Genomic DNA, 22,290 nt, shown 5'->3' on the forward strand with positions numbered 1-22,290 from the left:
ATAGTCTGGATACCAGTATTACGATACAAGGCAAAGGTTAAACATGGCAGGTATAGATAATATACGTTCAGGGCAAATGATGACGACGACAAGTCGTGCACCTGCGCGTAACGATTCCAATGCTACCAGCACGACTGAATCGAAAAAAGCACCCGCACAACAAGACGCTGTATCACTCAGCCAGCAAAGTAAAGCCGTCAGTAAACTCCAGAAGGATATGGCAGCTTCTCCGGCATATGACAGCGCCAAAGTTGCAGCAATCAAAGAAGCTATCACAAACGGTTCATACAAAGTCGATCCTGAAAAATTGGCTGACAACATGATTAAGTTTGAAAACGAATTGCAAGGCAAAAGCTAACTGACTTAGGCCGAAGGTAAGTATTTTATGGCAGCATTAGTCGATCTCGTTAATTTCCAGCTAGAAAATGCTAAGGCACTTTCCGCTGTTTTACGCCAAGAAACACAAGCAATAACGGCGCGTGTCTCTACCGAGATTGAGAACATTGCCAAACAGAAGATGACGCTCATTGATCAGCTCAGAACAACTGATCAGCGAATCGCCTCTCACCCGCACGTCAATCAACTTACTGAAGATGAGCACCTAAGTCAGGTTGTTGCTCAAATCCAATCGATCGTCCTCGACTGTCAACAAGTCAACAAAGTAAATGGTGAATCGCTTAGTCGCGCACAGCTGAGTTTCAATAAACTCAATAACATGCTTCAGCGAACTCATGGCAAAGTGGGCATGACCTACAATGCCGGTGGCAAAACCCATACTATTTCGACACTTGGCACCAATATAAAAGCCTAAACGTCACTCCTGCCCCACCACCTCTAGAATGTAGATATAAAAAAGCGACTCATTGTTGCCAATCAGCCGCGGGAAAGATTATCTGGTCTTCTGAAGTAATGCGCTTAGGGCATTAGAACAAGGTTTGTTGACGCTTCTCAGGCACCTGTTGAACTTCTCCGTAATCACGTAGCTTATCCATTTTACGAATATCAAGACGCAACTCTGTAACGTAACTGTCCTCAACAAGATAACTACGCACAACTTCTGCACCGCGAATCACACCATCAACCGCGCCTGTAGTGCTCTCAATACCTAAACGCTGGTCTTGCAGTTCTGCACGTCCACTAACACGCATACCATACACTTGTTCTGCCAGTTCACGGTACGCATCAATTTTTGATGCGCGCATCGCTCGTACGCGCTTTTCTTCTACTGTGCGGCCTGTTTGCTCACTGACACTCGCATAACCCACTGCCACTAAGATTTCATCTTGACGCATCTGTTGTAGTGGCTGACACCCCACCAATACCAGTGTGGCAATAATAAATAATAACTTCTTCATGCTTCTATCCTATGGACGCAGAATCACAGTGTACGGCTGACGAATGGTTGGGTCTGAGCGAATCAACACGCCATCTTGCGTACGGATACTGTTTAACGTATCTAAGTCACGACCAATACGGTCAGCCGGAAGGAAACCCTGCGCCGTTGCTACAACCACACGGCTCTGCATACCGACCACACGTGCATTGACCAGCACCCCGCCCTCTTGGCGAAGCATCGTGCCGGTCAGTACATACTGAATTTGTTGCTCTTGCGCCAGATCTTGCCAATCACGGCTTAAAGCAAAATCGCCCTGCTGCGTCACTTGGATAGAGCCCGTAGTTTTGAAATCAACCACTTTAAACCCTCGGCGCTGGAACTGATGGATAAAACCTTCCGAGACCGAGTTACCTAACCAGTTTGTTGCATCCATATTTTGTAGATCAACAAACGAGGTAATCGCAATCGGTGTCCGCGCAGATACCGCCACATTAGAAACCATCAGGTCTTCGGTCATGCTTTCAATGAAAAAGTCCATCGTATGACGTGGACTATCCATAAGCATGAACTGGCTTCCCGAGTACGGTTCTTTACCATTGTAAATCGGTGAGTACGCGCACGATGTCAGAAGCGTCATCATCGATGCGGCGACAAGCCACTTTTTCATGGTTTGATTCTCCAGATAATCTTAGGTGATACCGTTCTTGATTAATTCCTTTCTAAGAAAGTGAATATTGGAACAGTCTTTGCTTTTCTTTGTTTGCCTAACGAAGAAAAATCCACCAAACTTCACTGAAATTGTTAAAGCAATATTTATACCCGAACGGTTGTAATCAATGAAAAAAATATTAAACAGTCTGTTTTTAATCACTTTAGTGATGCTTGTGCCTTTTAAAGTAATGGCATCTTGGTATGAAGTAACAGGCGTTGCCACTATCGTTTCTTCAGAAGAGACGGCAAGGCTCCATGCGTTGGAAGACGCGCTGTTCAAAGCCGTCAATTTTTCGGGCGCAGATATTGGCAGTATTAGCAATTTGATGCCGCTGTTAGAGGAAAGCCGTAACGAGTACCAGTTTACCAACCATGAAGTCCGTTACATTTTGGTCGAGTCTGAGCGTAAACGTCGAGGTAAAGTCGAGGTAAAAATTCGCGTCGATATTTATCCATCGGCAACGGGTTGCCACACCGATCAATACAAAAAGACGCTCCTTGTCGGCAATATTGAGGTTGCCTCACCACAACAAGCGGTGATGGGACAGATTTACCAAGTGGGTGACGATTTTAGCCGCGTGGTGAATCGCCAGCTGGATCAAACCTCTCGCAGCTTTGTGTCTGTGGGTACAACGGACTATTCAATTAGCAGTAACTATCCCGCTCGTACTCAAATGATCGCACAAGACAACGGCGCACAATACATCATTGGGGGAGTCATTACCGATCTCACTGCGACAGTCGAATCTCAGCTACTGCAAGATGACATCATCAATCGTCAGTTTGCGTTAGAGATGAAAGTATTTGATGGTAAAACTGGCCATGAAGTCTTCAACAAAGCCTACCGTGAAGTGGCGCGTTGGCCATTTGCCAAAACGAGCCAAGTAGATACTCGCAGTGCGCGCTTTTGGGCGTCTACCTATGGCGAGATGATGCTACGCGTTAGTCGCAATATAATGCTGGATCTAGAGTCAGAGCTGTCTTGCAAAATTACGCTGCCAGAGGTCGTTGCTGTCTTCGGCAATACCGTAACGATGGATCTCGGCCGTATGCATGGCGTAAAAGAGGGAGACAAATTGCAGCTTTGGCACACCGCATCATTTATCGACCAAAACGGACTACCAAGAAATAAAGTATCGCAAAGTGAAATTACATTGACGGTATCACGTATATACGAACACGAAGCCGAGCTTACGATTGATCAGCCAAATTTAGCCTCTAGTGTTCAAATTGGCGACGTAATGAACAAGATCCTATAAAAGCAAACATTAAGTCTTGAGATATGCTCACTTTTGAATATCATAGGCAGCGCATCTTATTTGATTATACCAATGACCGTAGTGAGTCGTTCAAAGTGATGCTGATAAAGACCTAAACAAAGTTGCTAGGTTTGCATTCAGTAAAACGGTTCAATGAACTGCAACTATTGGTATTACGCCCCCATGGCACAGCTGGATAGCGCAGTCCCCTCCTAAGGGACAGGTCGTAGGTTCGAATCCTACTGGGGGCGCCATATCATAGCCTTAGTTCCCACTTGAGCTAAGGCTTTTTTGTATCCACTATTTCGAGCTTCACAGAGCGTTTGCAAGTAACGTGTGAAACAATTTCTTCAGTAATCAATATGATCGTCTCACTCCTTTACTCGACGAGATAAAACCTTTTACTGTTCCGACCTCTTCCCCTTGAAATCATTTCAACAAGCCCTATTTACAGTTTTGTATTTTATTACTTTAATTATCTATGAGTTTTGCTTACCCTTTTAGCTATTAATAAAATTATTAGTTAGCACTATGTCTAAGAGCAATTTAATAACTAACACTGGACACCGCTTTATTTCTAAAGGCAAGACTGCCTTTAAGATTCATATCCATACCCCCGAGGACACGGTACTGCACCGCTCGGTTGGGTTTGTTCGTATTGGAGAAAAGAAAGGCTTACAAAAAGCCATTAAGCTGAGAAACGAATTAGGCCGGCAAATGTGGGGCAAATTTTGGCGACGTCTTTTGAAGGATCCTTATCTCATGACCAGACTCCCACACAGCGTTGAGCCAAAAATTGTTCACAAGCCTAACCCCACTCTTGAAAACCCAGATAACCGAGATACCTGTTACATCGCTAAGTGGCGAGAGTTCAATGACGACGGTGACTACAAATACAAAACGGTGGTTCGCTCTATTAGTAAATACGGCAAGCTTGCCGCCTACATGCAAACCAAAAAAGCGTTGCTAGAAGCACATAAAGACAACTTGGAAATCCTAACGTTCATGGGGCGCTTAAACAGCATTGACCTCAAGTGATGTTTACCGTTTTTAACTTTTCAGTCCGTTTCAAATAGAAATGAAAAAGCCCCAAAGAGCGAACTCTTTGGGGCTTTCAGCTTTAGTCTTCTATACTACGGTCGGATAGAAGCTTATTGCTGAACTTGGTATTCAAATTCTGGAACAACGATTTCTACGCGACGGTTTTGCTGACGACCTTCACGAGTGTCGTTTGAAGCGATTGGATTGTTTTCACCTTCGCCACGCGCTTGAATACGTGATGAATCAATGCCTTTTTCAACAAGTGCGTTAGCTACAGATTCCGCGCGTTTCTCAGAAACTTTTAGGTTGTAAGCTGCTGGGCCAGAAGTATCTGTGTAACCTACAACTTCAACGTTCGCTTGTGGGTGCTCGTTTAGGAAAGCAACTAGGTTATCAAGTTTTGCAGCGCTCTCTGGTTTTAGAGTTGTGCTGTTTAGATCAAAGCTACCAGTGCCGATTGTTTGAGTTTCGAATGTTTTCGTTACAACTACTGGCTCTTCTACCACTTCTTCTACAACCACTTCTTCAACAACAACTGGCTCTTCTACGATTACTGGCTCATCGTTGCCACCGAATTTGAAAGAAACACCCAGTGTTGCTGTGTTACCTGTCGCACGAGTTACATCGTTGCTGATATCAGTCAGAGTTTGGTATTCCGCGCGAGCAGTTACGTTTTGGCTTAGGTTGAACTCAAGGCCAGCTGCGCCTAGGTAAGAGTAATCATCTTTACCATCAAACATTACGTAAGCGCCACCCACTTTACCGTAAAGTGCGATGTCTTCAGTGATTGGTAGGCTGAATTTAGGTGCAAGAGTGATTGCTTCTACATGGCCACCGAAAGAAGTTTGGTTAAAATCACCGATGTTGTCGAAACCTGCTTCTACTGCGAAGTATTTATTCATTTCGTAACCAACAAAAGCGCCAAGAGTAGAGTCGTCTTTGTCACAAGCCTGGCCCGCTACACACGCGTCTTCCATCCATGACTTACCCATCTTACCACCAACGTATACTTCTGCTTGTGCTGCTGAAGCCATAAGTAGAGACGCTGAAATTACCGCTGCTAATTTTTTCATTATTGATTCCTCTAAAGAAGTTCTTTTGTTAGATGCCGAAATGCGCCGTCTGACTGACGTTGTATTTCAATTCTTTTTATTCATTCCTTGAGTGAGATACTTAGTCAGCTTCTTTTTATGCACATGCATTTTTTTTATGGAAGCTACTTACGTACATTTCCTGTTCAGTGATACATATCGCCATCTCGGTATCACTGACGGGGTGAACTATAACGCTAAGAAATCGCGAGAAAAATCCCAATTCTGTCAATTTATTGTCATCAAAAATCTCAACAACATGTGATCTTAAGCAAAAAAATCCCCACACAATCACGACGCAAACGTTTGCTTTATTTTCTGGAACACTACAACTTAAGCAAAGTTTTTTCTTAAAAATGAGACAACAAAAATGGAACTTTAAGGAAGGCGGATAAAAATCAATCAGATATTTGATATATAATCGCTCGTTTTTTATTCATGCCAACGATGTTTGGATTAAAAAATCTTATCCATACCTAGGTGAATTACGATCCTAAATACCACATCCTTCACCGACATATGAGAAGGTTTCTCATTATCTAAGGTTCAGATACAAAAAAGCCGCGGGTGTTTACCGCGGCTTTGTGACTATTTATTCAAAAGAACGTTTAGTTCAAAGCAATTATGCGTTTGCTTCACGCTCAGCAATGAACTCAAGCGCCATCTTAATACGAGCAACACAACGCTCTTTACCAACCAGTTCCATTACTGCATCGACAGAAGGAGACTGACCACCGCCTGTTACAGCAACACGTAATGGCATACCGATTTTGCCCATGCCGATTTCTAGCTCTTCACAGACTGCTGCGATAACACCATCTTTGATGTTTGCTGTTGTCCACTCGGTCAGTGCTTCAGCTTTCGCTAGAGCAAGCTCTAGAGGCTCTTTAGCCACACCGCGTAAGTGTTTCTTCGCTGCGCCCGCTTCAAACTCAGAGAAATCTTCGTAGAAGTAACGGATTTGCTCAGCTAGCTCAACCAGCGTGTTGCAACGCTCACCCACTAGCTTGATCACGTCAGTGATAGCAGGACCATTCGTTACGTCTAGTTTTTGTTGATCTAGGTGCCATTGTAGGTGCTCTGCAACGTACGCAGGATCTGAGTTCTTGATGTAGTGGTTGTTCAACCATTGCAGTTTATCCGTGTTGAAAGCAGACGCTGACTTAGATACTGCGTTTAGGCTGAACAGGTTGATCATCTCTTCTTGAGAGAAGATTTCTTGGTCGCCATGAGACCAACCTAGGCGCACTAGGTAGTTGTTTAGTGCTGCAGGCAGGTAGCCCATATCGCGATATTGCATGACCGATACTGCACCATGACGCTTAGACAGTTTCGCACCGTCATCACCTAAGATCATTGCACAGTGCGCAAACGTTGGTACTGGTGCACCTAGTGCTTCGTAGATGTTGATTTGACGAGGCGTATTGTTGATGTGGTCTTCACCACGAACAACGTGAGTGATACCCATGTCCCAGTCATCCACTACTACACAGAAGTTGTAAGTAGGTGAACCGTCAGTACGACGAATGATTAGGTCATCCATTTGATCGTTGCGAATTTCGATGCGACCACGAATTTGGTCTTCGAATACTACGCTGCCCTCTTTTGGGTTACGGAAACGGATAACACATGGGTCGCCGTCTTTTGCCGCTTCGTTTGCCGCTTTGATTTTTGGATGGTTCGCATCATAACGAGGCATTTCTTTGTTTGCTTCTTGCTCTGCACGGATTTCATCTAGCAGCTCTTTAGACGCGTAACATTTGTAAGCTTTGTCTTCAGCAAGAAGCTTATCAACCATTTCGTTGTAACGGTCAAAACGTTGAGTTTGGTAGTAAGGACCTTCATCCCACTCCAAGCCTAGCCATTCCATGCCTTCAAGAATTGCATCAACCGCTTCCTGAGAGTTACGCTCAAGGTCTGTATCTTCGATACGTAGAACGAATTCACCACCTTGGTTTTTAGCGTATAGCCAAGAGTAAAGTGCAGTACGCGCACCACCAACGTGTAGATAGCCAGTTGGGCTAGGAGCAAAACGAGTTTTAACCGTCATTTGAGTTCCTTAGGGGTAATGAGCAACGAGAGATCTCTCGTTGTAATGTCAAGGATAAAAGTGGCGACATTTTACCACCGTAAGTCAATTCTACAATCGGTTTGACACCAGAAATACAAACAGGGCAGCACCAATAAAGGTACTGCCCTCCTATTTACTGTTAAAGTGCAGAACGAAATTACTTCAGGTTACGCATCGCCCATTGCATAAATTCTTGCTGCTCTTCACGACTTAACTCATTAAACGATACTTTGATTGTTTTAGTTTCCGCCGGAGAAGACGCAATGCTTGCCTTGGTCGATTCTTTGGTCATTGCATTGTTATAGTCAGCCACTTCTCGCTCGTAATCACGAAAACCTTGCAAGCCACCTTTACGAAGTTGAACCATAGAGAATGCCACTTCTTTTCCGTTTTTGTCTTTCAATACCACTTTTGGATCGAGTTCAAAGGCTTTCGCTTCTTCGATGGTACGAAACGCTTTGTAAGTCAGCGATAATTCGGCGTCTTTTTCTGCTTCAAACTCTAATACCAGTGGCTGCGAATCGAACTTACGGCGCTTGCCATCTTCAAAGACAATTTGTCCAACCGTCACCGCCAACTGATTTTCCCCGCCCTTAAGCTCGATGCTGTTATTTTTGGAAATCCACTCAGGGTACACGAACTCACCGTTGAGAACGCGAGGAACCAGTTCAGCTTGCAGAGTCAGTTGAGCAGCAAAAGCAGGCGCAGAAAGCATTGCGCAAAGTCCGAGAAGTGTCGTTGTTTTTTTCATCGTGGTTTCTCACTTTATACCAATTTAGATAAGCCTCTGAAACTTACAGGCCTGTCATTCCAAAGGCTTATTTGAATCAGTATCAAGACAAAAAGGGCGTTTCCGCCCTTTTAGCTGCTTCTTTATTAGAAGTAGTATTCAACACCCACAGAGAACTCATCGTAGTCCGCAGATTTCCAACGCGCTTCTGTTGGTTTATCCAGTTGATATGCACCGTCGCCAAAGTCTAGAGTACGAGCACGTACGTAAAGCACTGCCGATGGGTCTACGAAATACATAACTTGTGCAGATAGTACATCGTCTGCTGTATCGTTAATTGTCTTACCATCACGCTCTAGATCAAAGTTCGCTGCGTAAGCCAGTTTGTATTGCCAATCACCAGTGGTGTACATGATAGCGGCAGACATTGCGTCTTGCTTCTCACTCACGCCGTTGCTTGCGTCAGCTTCCATGTATTTGTATTGCGCGAAGAAAGAAATACCGTTATCAAACCAGCCTTGAGCACCCACCAAGTATGTGTTGTTTTCCCACGTTTGGCCTTCCATCTTAATGTTACGGTTACCCTCGTATGCGGCATCTAACTGGATAGGACCAATTTTGTAGTGCGCTGCGATACCACCCCAGTAATCATCACCTTCACCCAGACCCGCTTTGTCACCTGCACCTGCCGCGATATCTAGAGAGAATTTGTCCGCATACATTGGCGAGTCCCAACGAATGGTGTTTGATTGACGGTCTTGATACTTAGCACCACCGATTGCACCACCCCAGTCGTAAACATCACCGAGACCTGGGTTAGATGCAGGCCAGTCAACCAATTCGTACATCGGTGTTAATACTCGACCTAAACGAACTTGACCCCAAGATGCACTTTCAAAACCGACGAATGTGTCACGTTCACCAAGACCTGCACCCTCGCCGCCAAAGCTAGGGTCAACGTAACCACCTTCGATTTGCCAAATAAAAGTAGGACCGAAGTTAGCAAATTGTTTTTTACCGCGGAAACCGATGCGAGATTCGTTGTTTAGCTGCATGCCACCTAGATCATCGTCCGTTGCTTTGTTGCCAGAATCGTAATCGCGGTACGCGGCCTGCATCGCGATGATCCCGTAAACTTCATAAGAGAATGAATCTTTGGTTAGGAACTCTTTTGCTGCGTCACTGTTTGCACCATCAGCAAATGCAGCACCACTGAACATCATGCCTGTGATTGCCGTAGCAAGTAGGCTTTTCTTTAGGTAAGACATTTTTAACCCCTATATTTTTTAGTTTTTTCCATTTTCAAATTCGCTAACTAGGACATGGCAGGAACTTGAAACAATGTTTGGACGGGGCAAATATGACAAACTTTTTTCGCACTAAAAAACTTTCCCTACAGCAATCTGAGCGACTTCAAAATGAGAAGATCAAAAATAATATAATTAATTAAAAATCAAAAACTTAAAGTTAAATATAAAAAATCAAAAACGTTAAAAGCACTTTTTGACACTGAACTGACATTGAGAGCATCTTAAAAGCGTGAGCGACTTCATTCATCTTTTAGGTGTTTTAACGGAACTTTATATTCAGAGAGAAAAAACCTTGAGATCACTCGCAAGTAAAATGGCAGTGAACTTGTGTGATTCAAGCGATTTTGACGAAATTGTTGAGAGCAAAAAAGGGGATTGACCTTACCCTTGCAGGAAGGTTTAAGCTCAATGTATCACTATTATTGAGGTGCAGATTATGTATCAGTTTGTTATACCTTTATCAGGGCTCAACTGCATGGGCTGTGCGAGAAAAGTTGAGAAGGCTTTACATGCGAATCACGATGTAGAGATCCTCACTTTGTCCCCAACGCAAGTCGAGGTCAAAACCGAGTCCTCTCTCAAAGAGCTTGTCTCATCAATTGAATCTCTTGGTTACCAAGCAGGAAATCAGTACGAGTTAAACCTTTCAGGCTTAAGCTGCGGCGGCTGCGTGAAAAAACTCTCGTCTTTATTAGACTCTCATCAAGACGTTATTTCTTTCGAGGCTTCAACAACACACTTAGAGATTCGTACCCTACTCTCCGAGCAACAAGTCATTGAGCTAGTTGCTAGCTTGGGCTATACGGCCAACAATAGCGCTGTTACTGATAACTCAGTTGCTGAAGAGCAAAAGGCAATCACTCCCGATCAACGCCAAAGCCAGACACATCAAAGCGAAAAAGGCGACCAAGCAACGCCTGACGAGCAACCAGCAGGCACGGCTCAACTACAGATGTTGATTCAAGGTATGACCTGTGCAAGCTGTGTCGCATCAGTAGAAAAAGCCCTTACTAATGTACAAGGGGTTGAAAAAGCTCAGGTAAACCTCGCAGAACAAAGCGCACTGGTGTTTGTGACTGAAGACTCAGATTCGTTACATCAATCTATTTTGCAATCTGTCAAACAAGCGGGTTACCAAGGCGAGGTTTTACAAGACGCCGCGACACAGCAAGAAAAGCAAGCGCAGCAACAACGTCAACAGCAAAAACGTTTTAAGTTGGATGCAATTGCAGGCCTTGTTGTGGGTGCCCCTTTGATGATTTGGGGTGTTGCTGGTGGCAACATGATGATTCGCAACACCAATGACCAATTGGTTTGGGGCGCGATCGGTATTGTGTGTTTACTGCTGCTTGCCACTGCCGGAAAACAGTTCTTTAGTAACGCTTGGTTAGCAGCCACTCACAAGCGCGCCACGATGGATACCTTAGTTGCGCTCGGTACTGGCGCAGCGTGGTTCTATTCTATGCTTGTGGTGATTTTCCCAGATTGGTTCCCAATGGCATCTCGTCATGTTTACTTCGAAGCCAGCGCGATGATCATTGGTTTGATTTCACTTGGTCACTATATAGAAGCCAAAGCGAAAGCAAACACAACTCGCTCGCTTCAGGCTTTGGTGAACTTACAGCCTCAACAAGCGACCGTCATCACTGAGCAAGGTGATAAACAAATCGCGGTAGAAGAAATCACTCTAGGAATGAAGTTACGTATCAAGCCGGGAGAGAAAGTGCCCGTCGACGGTACGGTAATCAATGGTGAATCGTATATCGATGAGTCCATGCTAACAGGTGAGCCCGTTCCTGTATTAAAAGCACAAGAGGCACATGTATCCGCAGGGACATTGAATACCGACGGCTCTCTCACTATAGAGGCTACCGGAATCGGCGCAAATACGATGCTCGCACGTATTATTCGTATGGTGCGCAGCGCTCAGAGCAGCAAGCCCGCCATCGCGAAATTGGCAGACCAGATTTCATCGGTGTTTGTCCCTGTCGTTGTAGGCATAGCAATACTGGCCGCGCTTGTTTGGTTTGCCGTTGGCCCAGAGCCAAAAGCGAGCTATATGCTGGTGGTCACCACAACCGTACTTATCATCGCCTGCCCTTGTGCTCTAGGCTTAGCAACCCCACTTTCTGTCACGGTGGGAGTGGGTAAAGCCGCAGAACTCGGCATTTTGATCAAAGATGCTGATGCCCTGCAGCTAGCGAGTAAAATAGATACGGTTGTGTTCGATAAAACAGGCACGCTTACCCAAGGTAAACCGAGTGTGCAGCAAGTGTTTACTCACACCACCAGCCAAGAAGAGCTGTTGGGGTTAGCGTACGCCGCCGAGCGTCAGTCAGAGCACCCACTAGCAAAAGCGGTATGCGACTTTGCTAATCAGCACGACACGCAAGAAGTGACTCTCGATAAATTTGAAAACGTTCGTGGGCGCGGCATTTTGGCAACGTATCAAGGTAAACCGCTGCTTATTGGCTCGCTTCAATTTATGCAAGCGGAAAACGTTGCAACAGAGGCACTTCAGGATGCAATTGACGAATGCGCTCAGAATGCATGGACTCCGGTTGCCGTTGCGCTCGATGGTGAGTTAGTCGGCCTGATCGCCATTGCTGACCCAATCAAATCAGATGCAAAACAAGCGCTCTCTGCATTAAAATCGCAAGGCATCAAAACGGTAATGCTGACGGGTGACAACCAACACGTAGCCAACGCTATCGGTCAAGAACTTGGTATTGATGAAGTAATCGCTCAAGTAATGCCAGATGAGAAAGCTCAGCACATTGAGCAACTTCAATCCCAAGGCCATGTCGTGGCAATGGTGGGGGATGGCATCAACGACGCCCCTGCTCTCGCGTTAGCCAACCTTGGTATTGCAATGGGTAGCGGCAGTGATGTCGCCATTGAAAGTTCGCAAATGACCATCCTGAACACGTCACCAATGGCGGTGGTACATGCGATTGAACTGTCGCGCGCTACACTTAAAAACATGAAGCAAAACCTATTTGGTGCCTTCGTTTATAACTCACTGGGGATCCCTGTTGCCGCAGGCGTACTTTATCCTGCATTTGGATTTTTGCTCAGCCCAGTTGTCGCAGGTGCGGCAATGGCGCTGTCATCTATTACTGTCGTTAGTAATGCAAATCGACTACGACTTTTTTCAGTAAAATAACCACTTATATTTGAGGCTATTATGAAGTTGAAATTATTGACCTTTGCAATGCTTGCGACCGCATCCGCCAACGTATTGGCAGCTGATGTCATTAACCACAAATCGCCATACTGCGGCTGCTGTGGTGAATGGACAAAACACATGGAAGAGAACGGATTTACGGTCGAAGAGAAATTGCACGATGACATGAACGCCATAAAACGCGATCTAGGCATCAAGAACGAACAGCTTTACTCTTGCCACACAGCAGAAATCAACGGCTATGTGTTCGAAGGTCACATTCCAGCTGAAGACATTAAAGCATTCTTAGAAAATCCACCACGTAACGCAAAAGGGCTCTCGGTACCGGGCATGCCAATGGGTTCCCCTGGTATGGAGTATGGCGATAAAAAAGACAGCTACACTGTTTACGCCTTTAACGAAAAAGGCCAAGTGTTCGAATATAGCCACCACGAAGGCAACGACAAATAACAAGAAAGCCCAGCAAATCAATTGCTGGGCTTTTTCTTAATGGACAAATATAAGATTAGAAGCCGTAAGAGGCACCAAATACAAACGCATTGTTAACTAGGCTATCACCACTTGCGTTTTCTGCACCGTGTGCTTGGCTACGGAACTCAAAGTAAGGCTGAACACCTTTACGTGTCCACGTTGCGCGAAGTTCGTGGTCCATCGTTTCCGCTTCAATCATGTAGACGTTGTTGTAGCTTAGCGTCACATCTTCATTCATCACGTAACCAATACGGTTATCCATGCGGTAGTCTGTATCCGCATCTGCGTCTGTCGCATCAATATGCGCACGAGTACGGTTACTTAGCGAGATACCGTTATCGAAGTTGTAACCGATCTTAACCAATGGACGGTACTGTACGTTCTCGCCAGCAGAGAACAAGTGTTGGTAACCCGCTGCAACCCATAAATGATCGGTAATGTTAAATGACTGCTCACCACCCACAGTGATTGCTGGTGTTGTGTTACCCGCGCCACCGTTTTCTGTTTCCAGTTTACCCAGCTGAATACCATCAAACTCGGTGTAAACCGTAAAGCCACCAAATTGGTTATCAAAAGTATGACCAGCTTCCAGTGTAGACGTAACGTCCGAACCATGGATTCGACCATCATCGTGGAATTGAACGTTACCTGTTACGTAAGAAGAACCAGCAAAAGCGCTAGAAGCGAAAGCGAGAGAAAGAGCACTCAGTGCAAAAATGTTTTTCATAATTACTGCCTTTATTTATTCACGTTATGCGACGGTTTTAAAGGGCTTCTCTCCCTTTTATCGCAAACTTTGGAATGTGCCTCCTTGGCGATCGCAATATTGTTCCAATTAATTCGCGATGGAAAATAAAACATTTTAAAAAGTGATCTTGTTCAAACCGACGCTCAACAACCCTGATAAAAGTAAGGTAAATACAGGCACTTACCGTATTTTTCTATAATGATTCAAAAAATAGAAGTGTGATCATAAACAGGTAATTTATTGACATTTAGCAAATTAAGTCGATCCAGTTCACAATAACCCTGACCATTACAAGCTAAAACTTATTTATCAATGAAAAATAATCAGACATTGGTCACACTTAATTTCCCATAAAAATAAAGAAACCCTCAACATGACATTGAGGGTTTGCTTAAATTTAGCTGAGAAGATTAAGGTTATTTCACGCTAGTTACGCGGCTTGCTCTTTCCCCTGTCGCCGATACAGAGCGGATAAACACTTCTCCTTTCACACTTGGACGAGCATTGTCTGCGTAAGTCAGCCAGTTTTGACCGTCTAACGAGTATTGCAGTTCAACGCCAGGGAACTGAACGTTCATAGCTAGCTTGCCGTTTTCTACTTTCGCACCAGGAATTGGAAGGCGGTAGTCGATACCAGATTTTTCTAGCTTAGCCAGTTCACGTTGGCCAAGTACGTTCGCAAAGCGGTTGTAGTCTTGGTTTAGCGATGCTTTATCAACTAGGTTAGAGTTTTGCGAGTACTCAACACCGACTTTGTAGTCATTCTCCCAATCTGCACGGTGCCATGCACGCTCTGCGGCTGCGAGTACGCGAGGAAATACCATGTACTCGTATTGCTCGTCGTTACGTACTGTCTCAGACCAAAGCTGTGCTGATAGACCGTAGAAAGGTTTCGCTTCGATTTCACCTTTACCAGTAAAGCCGTTGCCATCGCGGTCTACAGAGGTTTCTGCGTTCTGAGGCATGTTCTCTGGTGCAAAGCCAAACATCTTACGCGTATCGGTTGCACGTGTTGCCCAGTAGTAACCACGCTCTTTCGGATCAACTTCGTATGGCATGTCCATGTACACATAGTCAGGGTTAGAAACGATCACGTCGTAACCTTTCTCAGACCATTCGTACACTGATGATGTACCACCCCAGTAAAGAACGTCCCAGAAGTTAACACGCGTATTTTCTGTTGCGAATGCTTTCTCACCTTCGCTGTATTTCAAACCATCTTGCCATGCTTGGAAGTTTGGAATGCCTTTCTCAGCAACTAATTTTGATACTTCTTGTGCAAAATGACTCGGTAGGTGAGCAAAATCGCTCACTGTGCCGTCTGCGATTAACGCCTGACACTGTGGAGATTGCGCGAATGGCTTGTCTTGTTTCGACAGATCAATCGTGCCCTTCCAGCTAACTTTGTCTTGCGCGTTCACGTCTTGGAAACCAGCGCCAAGCTTGATGTTCTTCGCTTCATCGCCACCAAAGTGCCATGTCGTTAGCGGTGCCCCAGCTTCAGCGTGCATTGCTGCCACTTCTGAAATTACTTTATCTACGAAGCGAGTGGAAGATTCCATACACGGGTTGATAAAGCTTTGCTTATCGTAGAACTGAACCGTAGTGACATTAGAAGTATCTTGAGGATCCATCAGGCGGTATTCGTTCGCTTCAGCTTCCTTACCTTCTTCCATCAGGCGGTCGTAACGTGCTTCCATTGATACTACCGCTGCACGCGCGTGTGCTGGCATATCGATTTCGGGAATGACTTCAATGTTACGCGCTTTCGCGTATTTCAAGATTTCCACGTAGTCTGTTTTACTGAAGTAGCCAGAGCCAAAGTTGTCTGTCGTTGGACCGGAACCAAGCTGAGGCAGTACGCAGCTTTTCTCTTGTGTATCGAAACAACGATTAGCGCCAACCTCTGTCAGCTCAGGTAGGCCTGGGATTTCTAAACGCCAGCCTTCATCATCGGTTAGGTGAAGGTGAAGTTTGTTCATCTTGTACGCTGCCATTTGGTCTAGCGTTGCAAGAATTGCGTCTTTAGAGTGGAAGTTACGAGCCACATCCACCATCACACCACGGTAATCAAAGCGAGGTGCATCTTGGATAGACAGTTGTGGTAGAGAATCAGCATTTTGGCTATCTACCAGGCCAAAGATAGATTGTACTGCGTAGAAAGCGCCTGCTTGGTCGAACGCTTTAATCACAATACCGTCGCCTTTGATGCTCATCTCGTAAGCACCAGATTTTGCTAATTCACCGGTGAAGTCTGCAGGAACAACAGTGATGCTTACAGGAAGATCACCACGAACGTCCACACCTACCACTTCTGCACGATCTTGAATTGCTGCGAATTGAGTCGCATCGAATGCGTCTTTAGGCAGCGCAATACCATCCGCGATATCTACTTTGCCTTTACCCGCTTCAACGTGCATCGGTGTTGGTAGTAACGTGGTTGATACGTCTTGTGTTGCTAGGTCTTCGTTTTTCTCAAAACGAGACACAGCGTTTGCAAATACATTGTTGTCGTCTGGTGTACGTTTTAGGTTGTTACCTTCAAGACCCGTCACAAAAGACGCAACATCTTCAGTATTTAGAGAAGCAATCATCTTAGGTTCTGCGTTTGGAGCAGAAACGAATGCACCTGGCATGAAGTCAGTTTCAAATAGTTGCCAGTATTCACCAACCAATGGAAGAACAACCTCCTCACCCGCAGCGAAGCCATCAAACTTATCTGTTGGTTCTAGCTTATGTAGGTCACCCGTTACACGAGAAATTTTGAACTGATCATTATCTACATCCAAAATCAGACGAATGCTGTGGAAGTAGATAGCCCAATCTTTTGAGTTAACCGCTTCACCTTGGTTAACTAGCGTCATGTTCACCTTGTTACAAGAAGCCCACTCAGCCCCTAAATCCTGACAAGCAAGACCTTCGTTTGCACCGTGGTTAGTCAACACTTCATATTGGATATCAAGGTTATTAGCCAGTGAATTTACAGCTTGTTGCTCAGAGCTTTGCAGAGCAGAGCAACCTGCTAATGTGGTGATAACAGAAACAGCAATCAGACTAGGTTTAAACATCTTACTTCCCCAAAAAAGTCAGTGGTTCAAAACGACAATGATAAAAATCGCGGCTCCTCAAATGCGAGGGGCCTAACAGTTGCATTCAACATACAACCAGTTATTTCTAAGCGTAAAATAAATAGAAATAGGAAGTGATCTAGTTCAAAAAATGATACTCAGTAAAAACCATAAAAACTTAACTTTCATGAAGTTACAAGCCACGTCAAAATCGAACAACTTGTTTTGACGAGTTTGCTGCGATCTAGGTCACTAATATTCATGAGTTACGACTGATTTTGTAAGATTTGGATCACGCCTAATTATTTTGTGAACCATTAGTAAGCGAATGACCTATTTATCTTTCGTGAAGTGACTCTCATTTATTCATCGTCAAAACTCGTCAATATTTTTAGAAATGACGATTTTGTCGAATATCCCCACTAGAGAAATTGCACTTAACCTCAAGCATTTTTGCGTATAAAGTTTAAAGGTATCTTACCTGAGGACCATTCTATGTTTCGTCTCTTGACACTCATATCATCCCTACTTGTTGCCTTTGCTCCCTTTTCCTCTTATGCAGAACCGCAACATTGGTTAGCAAAAAAAGGGGAAACCGAGCTGATGATCATTGGCTCTGTGCATGTGGGCGATAAAACGATGTACCCACTCCCTAAAACTATTACTCAGCACTTAAGCCAAAGCGCTGGGTTGATTATCGAAGCAGATGTCAGAAACTCTGAAGGCTTGGTTTACCCACAAACAACCATCCTTTCTAAAGATGTTTTAGATAAGGCTCAACGTCGCCACTTAGTCGAGATAGCACAAGATTTAGGGTTGCCTGAAACTCAACTTTTAAATTCTCCACCATGGACGGCTGCATTAACCATCCAACTCGCTTTAGTAAACAAACTGGGGTATGTCTCTGATAAAGGGGTCGACATGCACTTAATAGGACTCGCTGATAAAAAACAAATCCCGGTCATTCCACTGGAGTCCGTGCAATTCCAAATTGATTTAATAGCAGGTCAATCAGAAGGCGGTAAAGAGATGCTCCTCTCGTCAATTGAAGAATATGACGGTGGGGAAGAATTGGTTCAGTGTTTGATAGAAAGCTGGAAGAGCGGTGATGGTAGTATGTTGGTCGAGGCATCATTAACCGATCAAGCAACAGAAGATTTTAATCAGGCTTTCTTATATGAGCGCAATCGAGATTGGGCAAAAAAGCTTGATACTGGCAGTGTCCTACCTCAACGTTCGGGTCGCTATACCGTTGTTGTCGGCAGTTTGCATTTAGTTGGTAAAGATAATCTAATTGAGCTGCTTAAAAAAAGGGGCTTTGACATAAAACCACTCGGTAAAACCCGCCAAGCTAGGTGCCATATTTAGAAATTTATTTGAAGGCAGCCGGCCTCATCAATGATGAATAGCAAGGCATCACGCTAACACGATCACTGACAATGGTTTACTCCTCTGCTAAAACGACTCTAACCTATGCGGATACATAATAACTCATATGAAATTTAAAGCTTTATTCCTATGCGTGAGCAGCATGATGCTCACTTCATCGCTTGCTTATGCTAAACCGTCATGTAACGTAGAAAATTTTCAAGCTATTGATATAACCCCAGAAGCAAAAGGCGGGGTATTAGATAAAGAGAGTGGCCAGTTTCTTATTACCGAAAAACCAATGATGCGTTGTGCGAACATCACTTTTTCCACTAACCATACCCGAAATCGCGTCGCACATATGATGAATCAAGGCTTTGAAGCTGTTTACTTTGATGGAAGTACGAGCAAATCTCAATCTGTCACGTTTGATGAAGACGAACTAAAAGCAGGTTACATCAAAGTTGGTCCAAACCATCCAAAGACCGCTTATGTTTGCTTCACAACTTCTGAAACTCCTATCAGCACTATCTCGTGTGACATCAAGTAATAAATTTACTCGCTCTAAAAAATGAAAAGGCCCTACATCTCTGTAGAGCCTTCCTCTTAATACGTGTCGGTGAAGTGCCATATTCTAACGTCAGGTGAACCCATTTGGCTCGATACTATTGAAGTCTAAAATTACTAGCGCTAAAAACGACGAAAGCCTGCTCATTGAGCAGGCTTTCTAAAAGTGGTCGGTGAAGTAGGGATTCGATTGGACTGGCATTCCAGACCCCGACCCTCTGGCTCCAAATAAATATCACCAAATACGAAAAAGGCTCTACATTTCTGTAGAGCCTTTTTCTCAATATGGTCGGTGAAGAGGGATTCGAACCCCCGACCCTCTGGTCCCAAACCAGATGCGCTACCAAACTGCGCTATTCACCGAGATGTTTAACTGAGGACTTGTCCCCGTCAACGAATGCGTATATTACGGATTCTGAACTGTGACGCAAGTGCTTTTTACAAAAAAACCTTAGGTCTTAATTCGTTTGATGAATAACTGAACACTAGCACGTAAAATGTGACTGATAACTCACAACAAAATACAGTTTATTAACCTTAGCAACATAATTGATCCAGATCAGTGTGCAACAAGGCACTGCCATTTAGTTTTATGCCTGTCGGGAACATCTTGGAGGAAACGTATGGACTTTTGGCTTGATCTCCTATTTGGTAATGCAGTGGGTCTATCGTCAATGATAGTAATCTTTGGGGCAATTGGTCTGATGTTATTTTACGGCGGTTTCTTCATATACAAGATCATGAACGACAAATCTCCTCACTAGATCTCGCTTAGCTCTAGAAACGCTTTGCACCGGAGTCGGTTACTTGCCTACTCCGGTTTTTTATTTGATCTCAATGCACCACTCATTGATATAATCCTATTATTCCTCCCTGTTCTTAATGAGATTACTACTATGTCTCACGATGACGATTTTGATCTGTTCCAACAGATGATGGGCGATGTAAAGCCGATCACTCAAGACACCGCCGAACACAAAAAAGTACACCAAGTAACCGAAGCGCAGCTCGCCAAGAGAGAAGCGGCAATCTGGCTAACAGAAGATGACCCAGAATACCTGTCACTTGATCACGCAGAAATGCTGAAACCAGAGGACTTTGTTGAGTTTAAACGTGATGGCGTACAAGACGGGGTTTACCGCAAGCTTCGTCTTGGCAAATATCCAATCCAAGCACGCCTAGATCTGCATCGTAAAACATTGAAAGAAGCTCGTGATGAAGTCGTAAAGTTTTTAAAACAGTGCCTATCAATGGACATACGAACGGTCGTTATTGTCCACGGCCGAGGAGAACGCTCAAATCCACCAGCACTAATGAAAAGCTTTGTTAGCAGCTGGCTACAACAAATCAGGGAAGTTCAGTGCGTGCATAGTGCGCAACGCTTTCACGGTGGAACCGGAGCCGTTTACGTTCTACTTAGAAAAAGTGCGGAAAAGAAATTAGAAACTCGCGAACGTCACCAAAAACGGTTGGGCTAAATTTCACCCTAATGCTAGAATGCCCGCCCTTATTCTTCCTTCCCTTTCACGGGAAGGAAACTTCATTCGCCGTTGTGAAACGTTAGGAGACAAAAATGTCACAAGACAACGCTAAACGATTAAATAAATTCATCAGTGAAACTGGCTTTTGTTCACGCCGTGAGGCAGACAGACTAATTGAACAAGGTCGTGTCACCATTAATGGAAACAAGCCTGAAATGGGTACAAAAGTGCTACCTGGTGATGATGTTTGTGTGGATGGTAAGCCAGTTGCAGCAAAAGAGAAGCCGATTTATATCGCTCTCAATAAACCAACAGGCATCACCTGTACAACAGAACGAGATGTACCTGGAAACATCGTTGATTTTATCGGTCACAAAAAACGTATCTTTCCGATCGGCCGCTTGGATAAACCCTCTGATGGTCTGATTTTTTTGACCAACGATGGCGACATCGTTAACAAAATCCTCCGTGCTGGCAACAGCCACGAAAAAGAGTACGTTGTGCGCGTGGACAAACCGATTACAGGTGAGTTTCTCAAACAGATGTCGAGCGGCGTTAAGATTCTCGATACCGTCACTCTACCTTGTAAGATAACGAAAGAGACTAAGTTCTCTTTCCGTATTGTGCTCACTCAAGGACTTAACCGCCAAATCCGTCGTATGTGTGAAGCACTAGGTTACGAAGTCTTTAAGCTTCGTCGTGTTCGAATCATGAATATCTCTCTTGACGGTATTCCGAACGGAAAATGGCGTTACTTAACTGACGATGAAGTCGCTGAGATTCTTGCTATGTGCGATGGTTCGGTGGGTACAGAAGAGGCATCAAAAACAGACTCTAGAGGTCGTAATATTCGTAAAGCGACCGACGCAAAGCTGTTTGATAGCCGTGAAGAAAACCAAGATTCTACTGCTCGTCGTAACCAGAAGACACGAACTTTCCGTGGTAACAATGCTGATGAATTCCGTCACGCACCAAACTCGAAAAAAGGCCAACAAAAGCGTCGTCAGCGTGATGATGAAGGCGGACGTCCAGCTAAAGAACATTACAAAGCGAAACCACAAGGTGAACGTAGCAGACCGCAAGGCGAGCATGGAAAATCGCACCGTAAACCAGATGCATCGAGCAATACGCACTCAGCAAACAAGCCTCAATCACCGAGTAAGCCTAAGCAGCATTACATGAACCCAAATGCCACGAAGCCAAGCAAACCAGCTAAACGCACCGGTGGTACATTGAGTCTGAAGAAGTAACGCTTCACTAACAGGCAAGATCAAAAAAAGGACGCTCATGAGCGTCCTTTTTATTTGTCATGAGTTTACAAACAAAGAGGTGCAAACTGACCGCGAGTTAAGCTCAGCAAATCTCTCGGGGCTAACTCGATTTCTAAACCACGTTTACCTGCACTCACACAGATGGTGTCTTGCTCTGCTGCGCTTTCGTGCAAAAAAGTAGGTAAAGCTTTCTTCTGCCCCAGTGGGCTAATCCCACCAACAACATAACCTGTGGTCTTTTGCGCGATTTCCGGATCAGCCATATCGGCCTTTTTGCCCTTCGCTGCTTTCGCTGCCAGTTTTAGGTTCAGCTTTTGATCAACAGGGATAATCGCAACCGCAAGGTTCTTTGGCTCGCCGTTCAAGCAGAACAGCAAGGTTTTAAATACTGTTTTCGGATCCTGCCCCAGTACTTCAGCAGCCTCCAAGCCATAACTATCGGCTCTAGGGTCGTGCTCATACTGATGAATCGTGTGTGGAATTTTTTTCTTTTTCGCAAGATTAATGGCCGGAGTCATCAAGATTCTCCTCATAAAAACAAAAAGCGCAGATTGAATCGGCTCTGCGCTTTTAGTTAATG

The 22,290-nt window shown here is 44.6% G+C and carries 20 protein-coding genes and 2 tRNA genes; 12 read left to right on the plus strand and 10 right to left on the minus strand.

What is annotated here, in order from left to right; translation table 11 throughout:
- The first annotated feature begins 43 nt into the window (after positions 1-43).
- Positions 44-358 (plus strand): flagellar biosynthesis anti-sigma factor FlgM, encoded by a 315-nt coding sequence (flgM, locus tag F7Y48_RS03585; RefSeq protein ID WP_005382018.1) that lies wholly within the window; start codon positions 44-46, stop codon positions 356-358.
- Between the two features lie 27 nt (positions 359-385).
- Positions 386-811, plus strand: coding sequence for a flagella synthesis protein FlgN (locus F7Y48_RS03590; protein ID WP_012842057.1), 426 nt, complete (start codon positions 386-388; stop codon positions 809-811).
- A 112-nt stretch (positions 812-923) separates the two neighbouring features.
- Here the strand turns inward: F7Y48_RS03590 and flgP are convergent, their stop codons facing one another.
- Together flgP and F7Y48_RS03600 are read right to left on the minus strand one after the other, a co-directional pair.
- On the minus strand, positions 924-1,355 hold the full coding sequence (flgP, locus tag F7Y48_RS03595) for a flagellar assembly lipoprotein FlgP (RefSeq protein ID WP_047009552.1): 432 nt from the start codon (positions 1,353-1,355) through the stop codon (positions 924-926).
- A 9-nt stretch (positions 1,356-1,364) separates the two neighbouring features.
- The gene (locus F7Y48_RS03600) at positions 1,365-2,003 is read right to left on the minus strand and encodes a FlgO family outer membrane protein (protein WP_005382013.1); all 639 of its coding nucleotides are present in this window, start codon (positions 2,001-2,003) and stop codon (positions 1,365-1,367) included.
- A 169-nt stretch (positions 2,004-2,172) separates the two neighbouring features.
- Here F7Y48_RS03600 and F7Y48_RS03605 point away from each other — a divergent pair, with 169 nt between their 5' ends.
- The 3 genes from F7Y48_RS03605 (at position 2,173) to F7Y48_RS03615 (ending at position 4,344) form a co-directional block, all read left to right on the plus strand.
- Positions 2,173-3,306: a flagellar assembly protein FlgT gene (locus F7Y48_RS03605; RefSeq protein WP_316681374.1), complete on the plus strand. Its 1,134-nt coding sequence runs from the start codon at positions 2,173-2,175 to the stop codon at positions 3,304-3,306.
- Positions 3,307-3,483: 177 nt separating this feature from the next.
- Positions 3,484-3,560, plus strand: a tRNA-Arg gene (locus F7Y48_RS03610).
- Between the two features lie 277 nt (positions 3,561-3,837).
- Positions 3,838-4,344 (plus strand): hypothetical protein, encoded by a 507-nt coding sequence (locus tag F7Y48_RS03615; protein WP_031780328.1) that lies wholly within the window; start codon positions 3,838-3,840, stop codon positions 4,342-4,344.
- Between the two features lie 113 nt (positions 4,345-4,457).
- Here F7Y48_RS03615 and F7Y48_RS03620 read toward each other — a convergent pair whose 3' ends face one another.
- The 4 genes from F7Y48_RS03620 to chiP form a co-directional block, all read right to left on the minus strand.
- Positions 4,458-5,420: an OmpA family protein gene (locus F7Y48_RS03620; RefSeq protein ID WP_006743033.1), complete on the minus strand. Its 963-nt coding sequence runs from the start codon at positions 5,418-5,420 to the stop codon at positions 4,458-4,460.
- A gap of 640 nt (positions 5,421-6,060) precedes the next feature.
- The gene (gltX, locus tag F7Y48_RS03625; RefSeq protein WP_258670457.1) at positions 6,061-7,488 is read right to left on the minus strand and encodes a glutamate--tRNA ligase; all 1,428 of its coding nucleotides are present in this window, start codon (positions 7,486-7,488) and stop codon (positions 6,061-6,063) included.
- A 178-nt stretch (positions 7,489-7,666) separates the two neighbouring features.
- Complete coding sequence (locus tag F7Y48_RS03630; RefSeq protein ID WP_316681379.1) at positions 7,667-8,260, minus strand: DUF2057 domain-containing protein; 594 nt, start codon at positions 8,258-8,260, stop codon at positions 7,667-7,669.
- Positions 8,261-8,385: 125 nt separating this feature from the next.
- A complete protein-coding gene (chiP, locus tag F7Y48_RS03635) occupies positions 8,386-9,507 on the minus strand; it encodes a chitoporin (protein WP_006743034.1) in 1,122 nt (373 codons plus the stop codon).
- A 478-nt stretch (positions 9,508-9,985) separates the two neighbouring features.
- On the opposite strand from chiP, the gene F7Y48_RS03640 reads away from it, so the two are divergent.
- Both F7Y48_RS03640 and F7Y48_RS03645 read left to right on the plus strand, forming a co-directional pair.
- On the plus strand, positions 9,986-12,715 hold the full coding sequence (locus F7Y48_RS03640; RefSeq protein ID WP_316681380.1) for a heavy metal translocating P-type ATPase: 2,730 nt from the start codon (positions 9,986-9,988) through the stop codon (positions 12,713-12,715).
- Positions 12,716-12,736: 21 nt separating this feature from the next.
- Positions 12,737-13,186: a DUF411 domain-containing protein gene (locus F7Y48_RS03645; protein WP_012842060.1), complete on the plus strand. Its 450-nt coding sequence runs from the start codon at positions 12,737-12,739 to the stop codon at positions 13,184-13,186.
- Between the two features lie 55 nt (positions 13,187-13,241).
- Here the strand turns inward: F7Y48_RS03645 and F7Y48_RS03650 are convergent, their stop codons facing one another.
- Positions 13,242-13,934: an oligogalacturonate-specific porin KdgM family protein gene (locus F7Y48_RS03650; RefSeq protein ID WP_005382004.1), complete on the minus strand. Its 693-nt coding sequence runs from the start codon at positions 13,932-13,934 to the stop codon at positions 13,242-13,244.
- 437 nt (positions 13,935-14,371) lie between these two features.
- Entirely contained in the window at positions 14,372-17,023 is a 2,652-nt protein-coding gene (locus F7Y48_RS03655) for a beta-N-acetylhexosaminidase (RefSeq protein WP_316681386.1), read from the minus strand.
- A gap of 495 nt (positions 17,024-17,518) precedes the next feature.
- On the opposite strand from F7Y48_RS03655, the gene F7Y48_RS03660 reads away from it, so the two are divergent.
- Positions 17,519-18,391, plus strand: a complete 873-nt coding sequence (locus tag F7Y48_RS03660; protein ID WP_006743037.1) for a TraB/GumN family protein — start codon at positions 17,519-17,521, stop codon at positions 18,389-18,391.
- 127 nt (positions 18,392-18,518) lie between these two features.
- Entirely contained in the window at positions 18,519-18,941 is a 423-nt protein-coding gene (locus F7Y48_RS03665) for a hypothetical protein (protein WP_182037321.1), read from the plus strand.
- Between the two features lie 303 nt (positions 18,942-19,244).
- Here the strand turns inward: F7Y48_RS03665 and F7Y48_RS03670 are convergent.
- A tRNA-Pro gene (locus F7Y48_RS03670) sits at positions 19,245-19,321 on the minus strand.
- A 260-nt stretch (positions 19,322-19,581) separates the two neighbouring features.
- Between F7Y48_RS03670 and F7Y48_RS03675 the strand changes: the two genes are divergently transcribed.
- The 3 genes from F7Y48_RS03675 (at position 19,582) to rluF (ending at position 21,689) form a co-directional block, all read left to right on the plus strand.
- Entirely contained in the window at positions 19,582-19,722 is a 141-nt protein-coding gene (locus tag F7Y48_RS03675; RefSeq protein ID WP_005382236.1) for a DUF3149 domain-containing protein, read from the plus strand.
- Positions 19,723-19,854: 132 nt separating this feature from the next.
- A complete protein-coding gene (smrA, locus tag F7Y48_RS03680) occupies positions 19,855-20,436 on the plus strand; it encodes a DNA endonuclease SmrA (protein WP_005393162.1) in 582 nt (193 codons plus the stop codon).
- Positions 20,437-20,531: 95 nt separating this feature from the next.
- A complete protein-coding gene (rluF, locus tag F7Y48_RS03685) occupies positions 20,532-21,689 on the plus strand; it encodes a 23S rRNA pseudouridine(2604) synthase RluF (RefSeq protein ID WP_054868252.1) in 1,158 nt (385 codons plus the stop codon).
- Positions 21,690-21,754: 65 nt separating this feature from the next.
- Here the strand turns inward: rluF and ybaK are convergent, their stop codons facing one another.
- Entirely contained in the window at positions 21,755-22,228 is a 474-nt protein-coding gene (gene ybaK / locus F7Y48_RS03690) for a Cys-tRNA(Pro) deacylase (protein ID WP_005382231.1), read from the minus strand.
- Between the last annotated feature and the right edge of the window lie 62 nt (positions 22,229-22,290).

It is taken from the genome of Vibrio sp. 2-1-2a (genome assembly GCF_032648565.1).
GTDB classification, from domain to species: domain Bacteria; phylum Pseudomonadota; class Gammaproteobacteria; order Enterobacterales; family Vibrionaceae; genus Vibrio; species Vibrio diabolicus.

Bases quoted from the DNA above. Each gene is read 5' to 3' on its own strand.
- F7Y48_RS03615 (WP_031780328.1), top strand. From the start codon at position 3,838: ATGTCTAAGAGCAATTTAATAACTAACACTGGACACCGCTTTATTTCT.
- F7Y48_RS03655 (WP_316681386.1), bottom strand. From the start codon at position 17,023: ATGTTTAAACCTAGTCTGATTGCTGTTTCTGTTATCACCACATTAGCA.
- ybaK (WP_005382231.1), bottom strand. From the start codon at position 22,228: ATGACTCCGGCCATTAATCTTGCGAAAAAGAAAAAAATTCCACACACG.
- rluF (WP_054868252.1), top strand. From the start codon at position 20,532: ATGTCACAAGACAACGCTAAACGATTAAATAAATTCATCAGTGAAACT.
- F7Y48_RS03660 (WP_006743037.1), top strand. From the start codon at position 17,519: ATGTTTCGTCTCTTGACACTCATATCATCCCTACTTGTTGCCTTTGCT.
- smrA (WP_005393162.1), top strand. From the start codon at position 19,855: ATGTCTCACGATGACGATTTTGATCTGTTCCAACAGATGATGGGCGAT.
- F7Y48_RS03630 (WP_316681379.1), bottom strand. From the start codon at position 8,260: ATGAAAAAAACAACGACACTTCTCGGACTTTGCGCAATGCTTTCTGCG.
- F7Y48_RS03620 (WP_006743033.1), bottom strand. From the start codon at position 5,420: ATGAAAAAATTAGCAGCGGTAATTTCAGCGTCTCTACTTATGGCTTCA.
- F7Y48_RS03650 (WP_005382004.1), bottom strand. From the start codon at position 13,934: ATGAAAAACATTTTTGCACTGAGTGCTCTTTCTCTCGCTTTCGCTTCT.
- F7Y48_RS03665 (WP_182037321.1), top strand. From the start codon at position 18,519: ATGAAATTTAAAGCTTTATTCCTATGCGTGAGCAGCATGATGCTCACT.
- F7Y48_RS03675 (WP_005382236.1), top strand. From the start codon at position 19,582: ATGGACTTTTGGCTTGATCTCCTATTTGGTAATGCAGTGGGTCTATCG.
- F7Y48_RS03590 (WP_012842057.1), top strand. From the start codon at position 386: ATGGCAGCATTAGTCGATCTCGTTAATTTCCAGCTAGAAAATGCTAAG.
- flgP (WP_047009552.1), bottom strand. From the start codon at position 1,355: ATGAAGAAGTTATTATTTATTATTGCCACACTGGTATTGGTGGGGTGT.
- F7Y48_RS03640 (WP_316681380.1), top strand. From the start codon at position 9,986: ATGTATCAGTTTGTTATACCTTTATCAGGGCTCAACTGCATGGGCTGT.
- chiP (WP_006743034.1), bottom strand. From the start codon at position 9,507: ATGTCTTACCTAAAGAAAAGCCTACTTGCTACGGCAATCACAGGCATG.
- flgM (WP_005382018.1), top strand. From the start codon at position 44: ATGGCAGGTATAGATAATATACGTTCAGGGCAAATGATGACGACGACA.
- F7Y48_RS03645 (WP_012842060.1), top strand. From the start codon at position 12,737: ATGAAGTTGAAATTATTGACCTTTGCAATGCTTGCGACCGCATCCGCC.
- gltX (WP_258670457.1), bottom strand. From the start codon at position 7,488: ATGACGGTTAAAACTCGTTTTGCTCCTAGCCCAACTGGCTATCTACAC.
- F7Y48_RS03600 (WP_005382013.1), bottom strand. From the start codon at position 2,003: ATGAAAAAGTGGCTTGTCGCCGCATCGATGATGACGCTTCTGACATCG.
- F7Y48_RS03605 (WP_316681374.1), top strand. From the start codon at position 2,173: ATGAAAAAAATATTAAACAGTCTGTTTTTAATCACTTTAGTGATGCTT.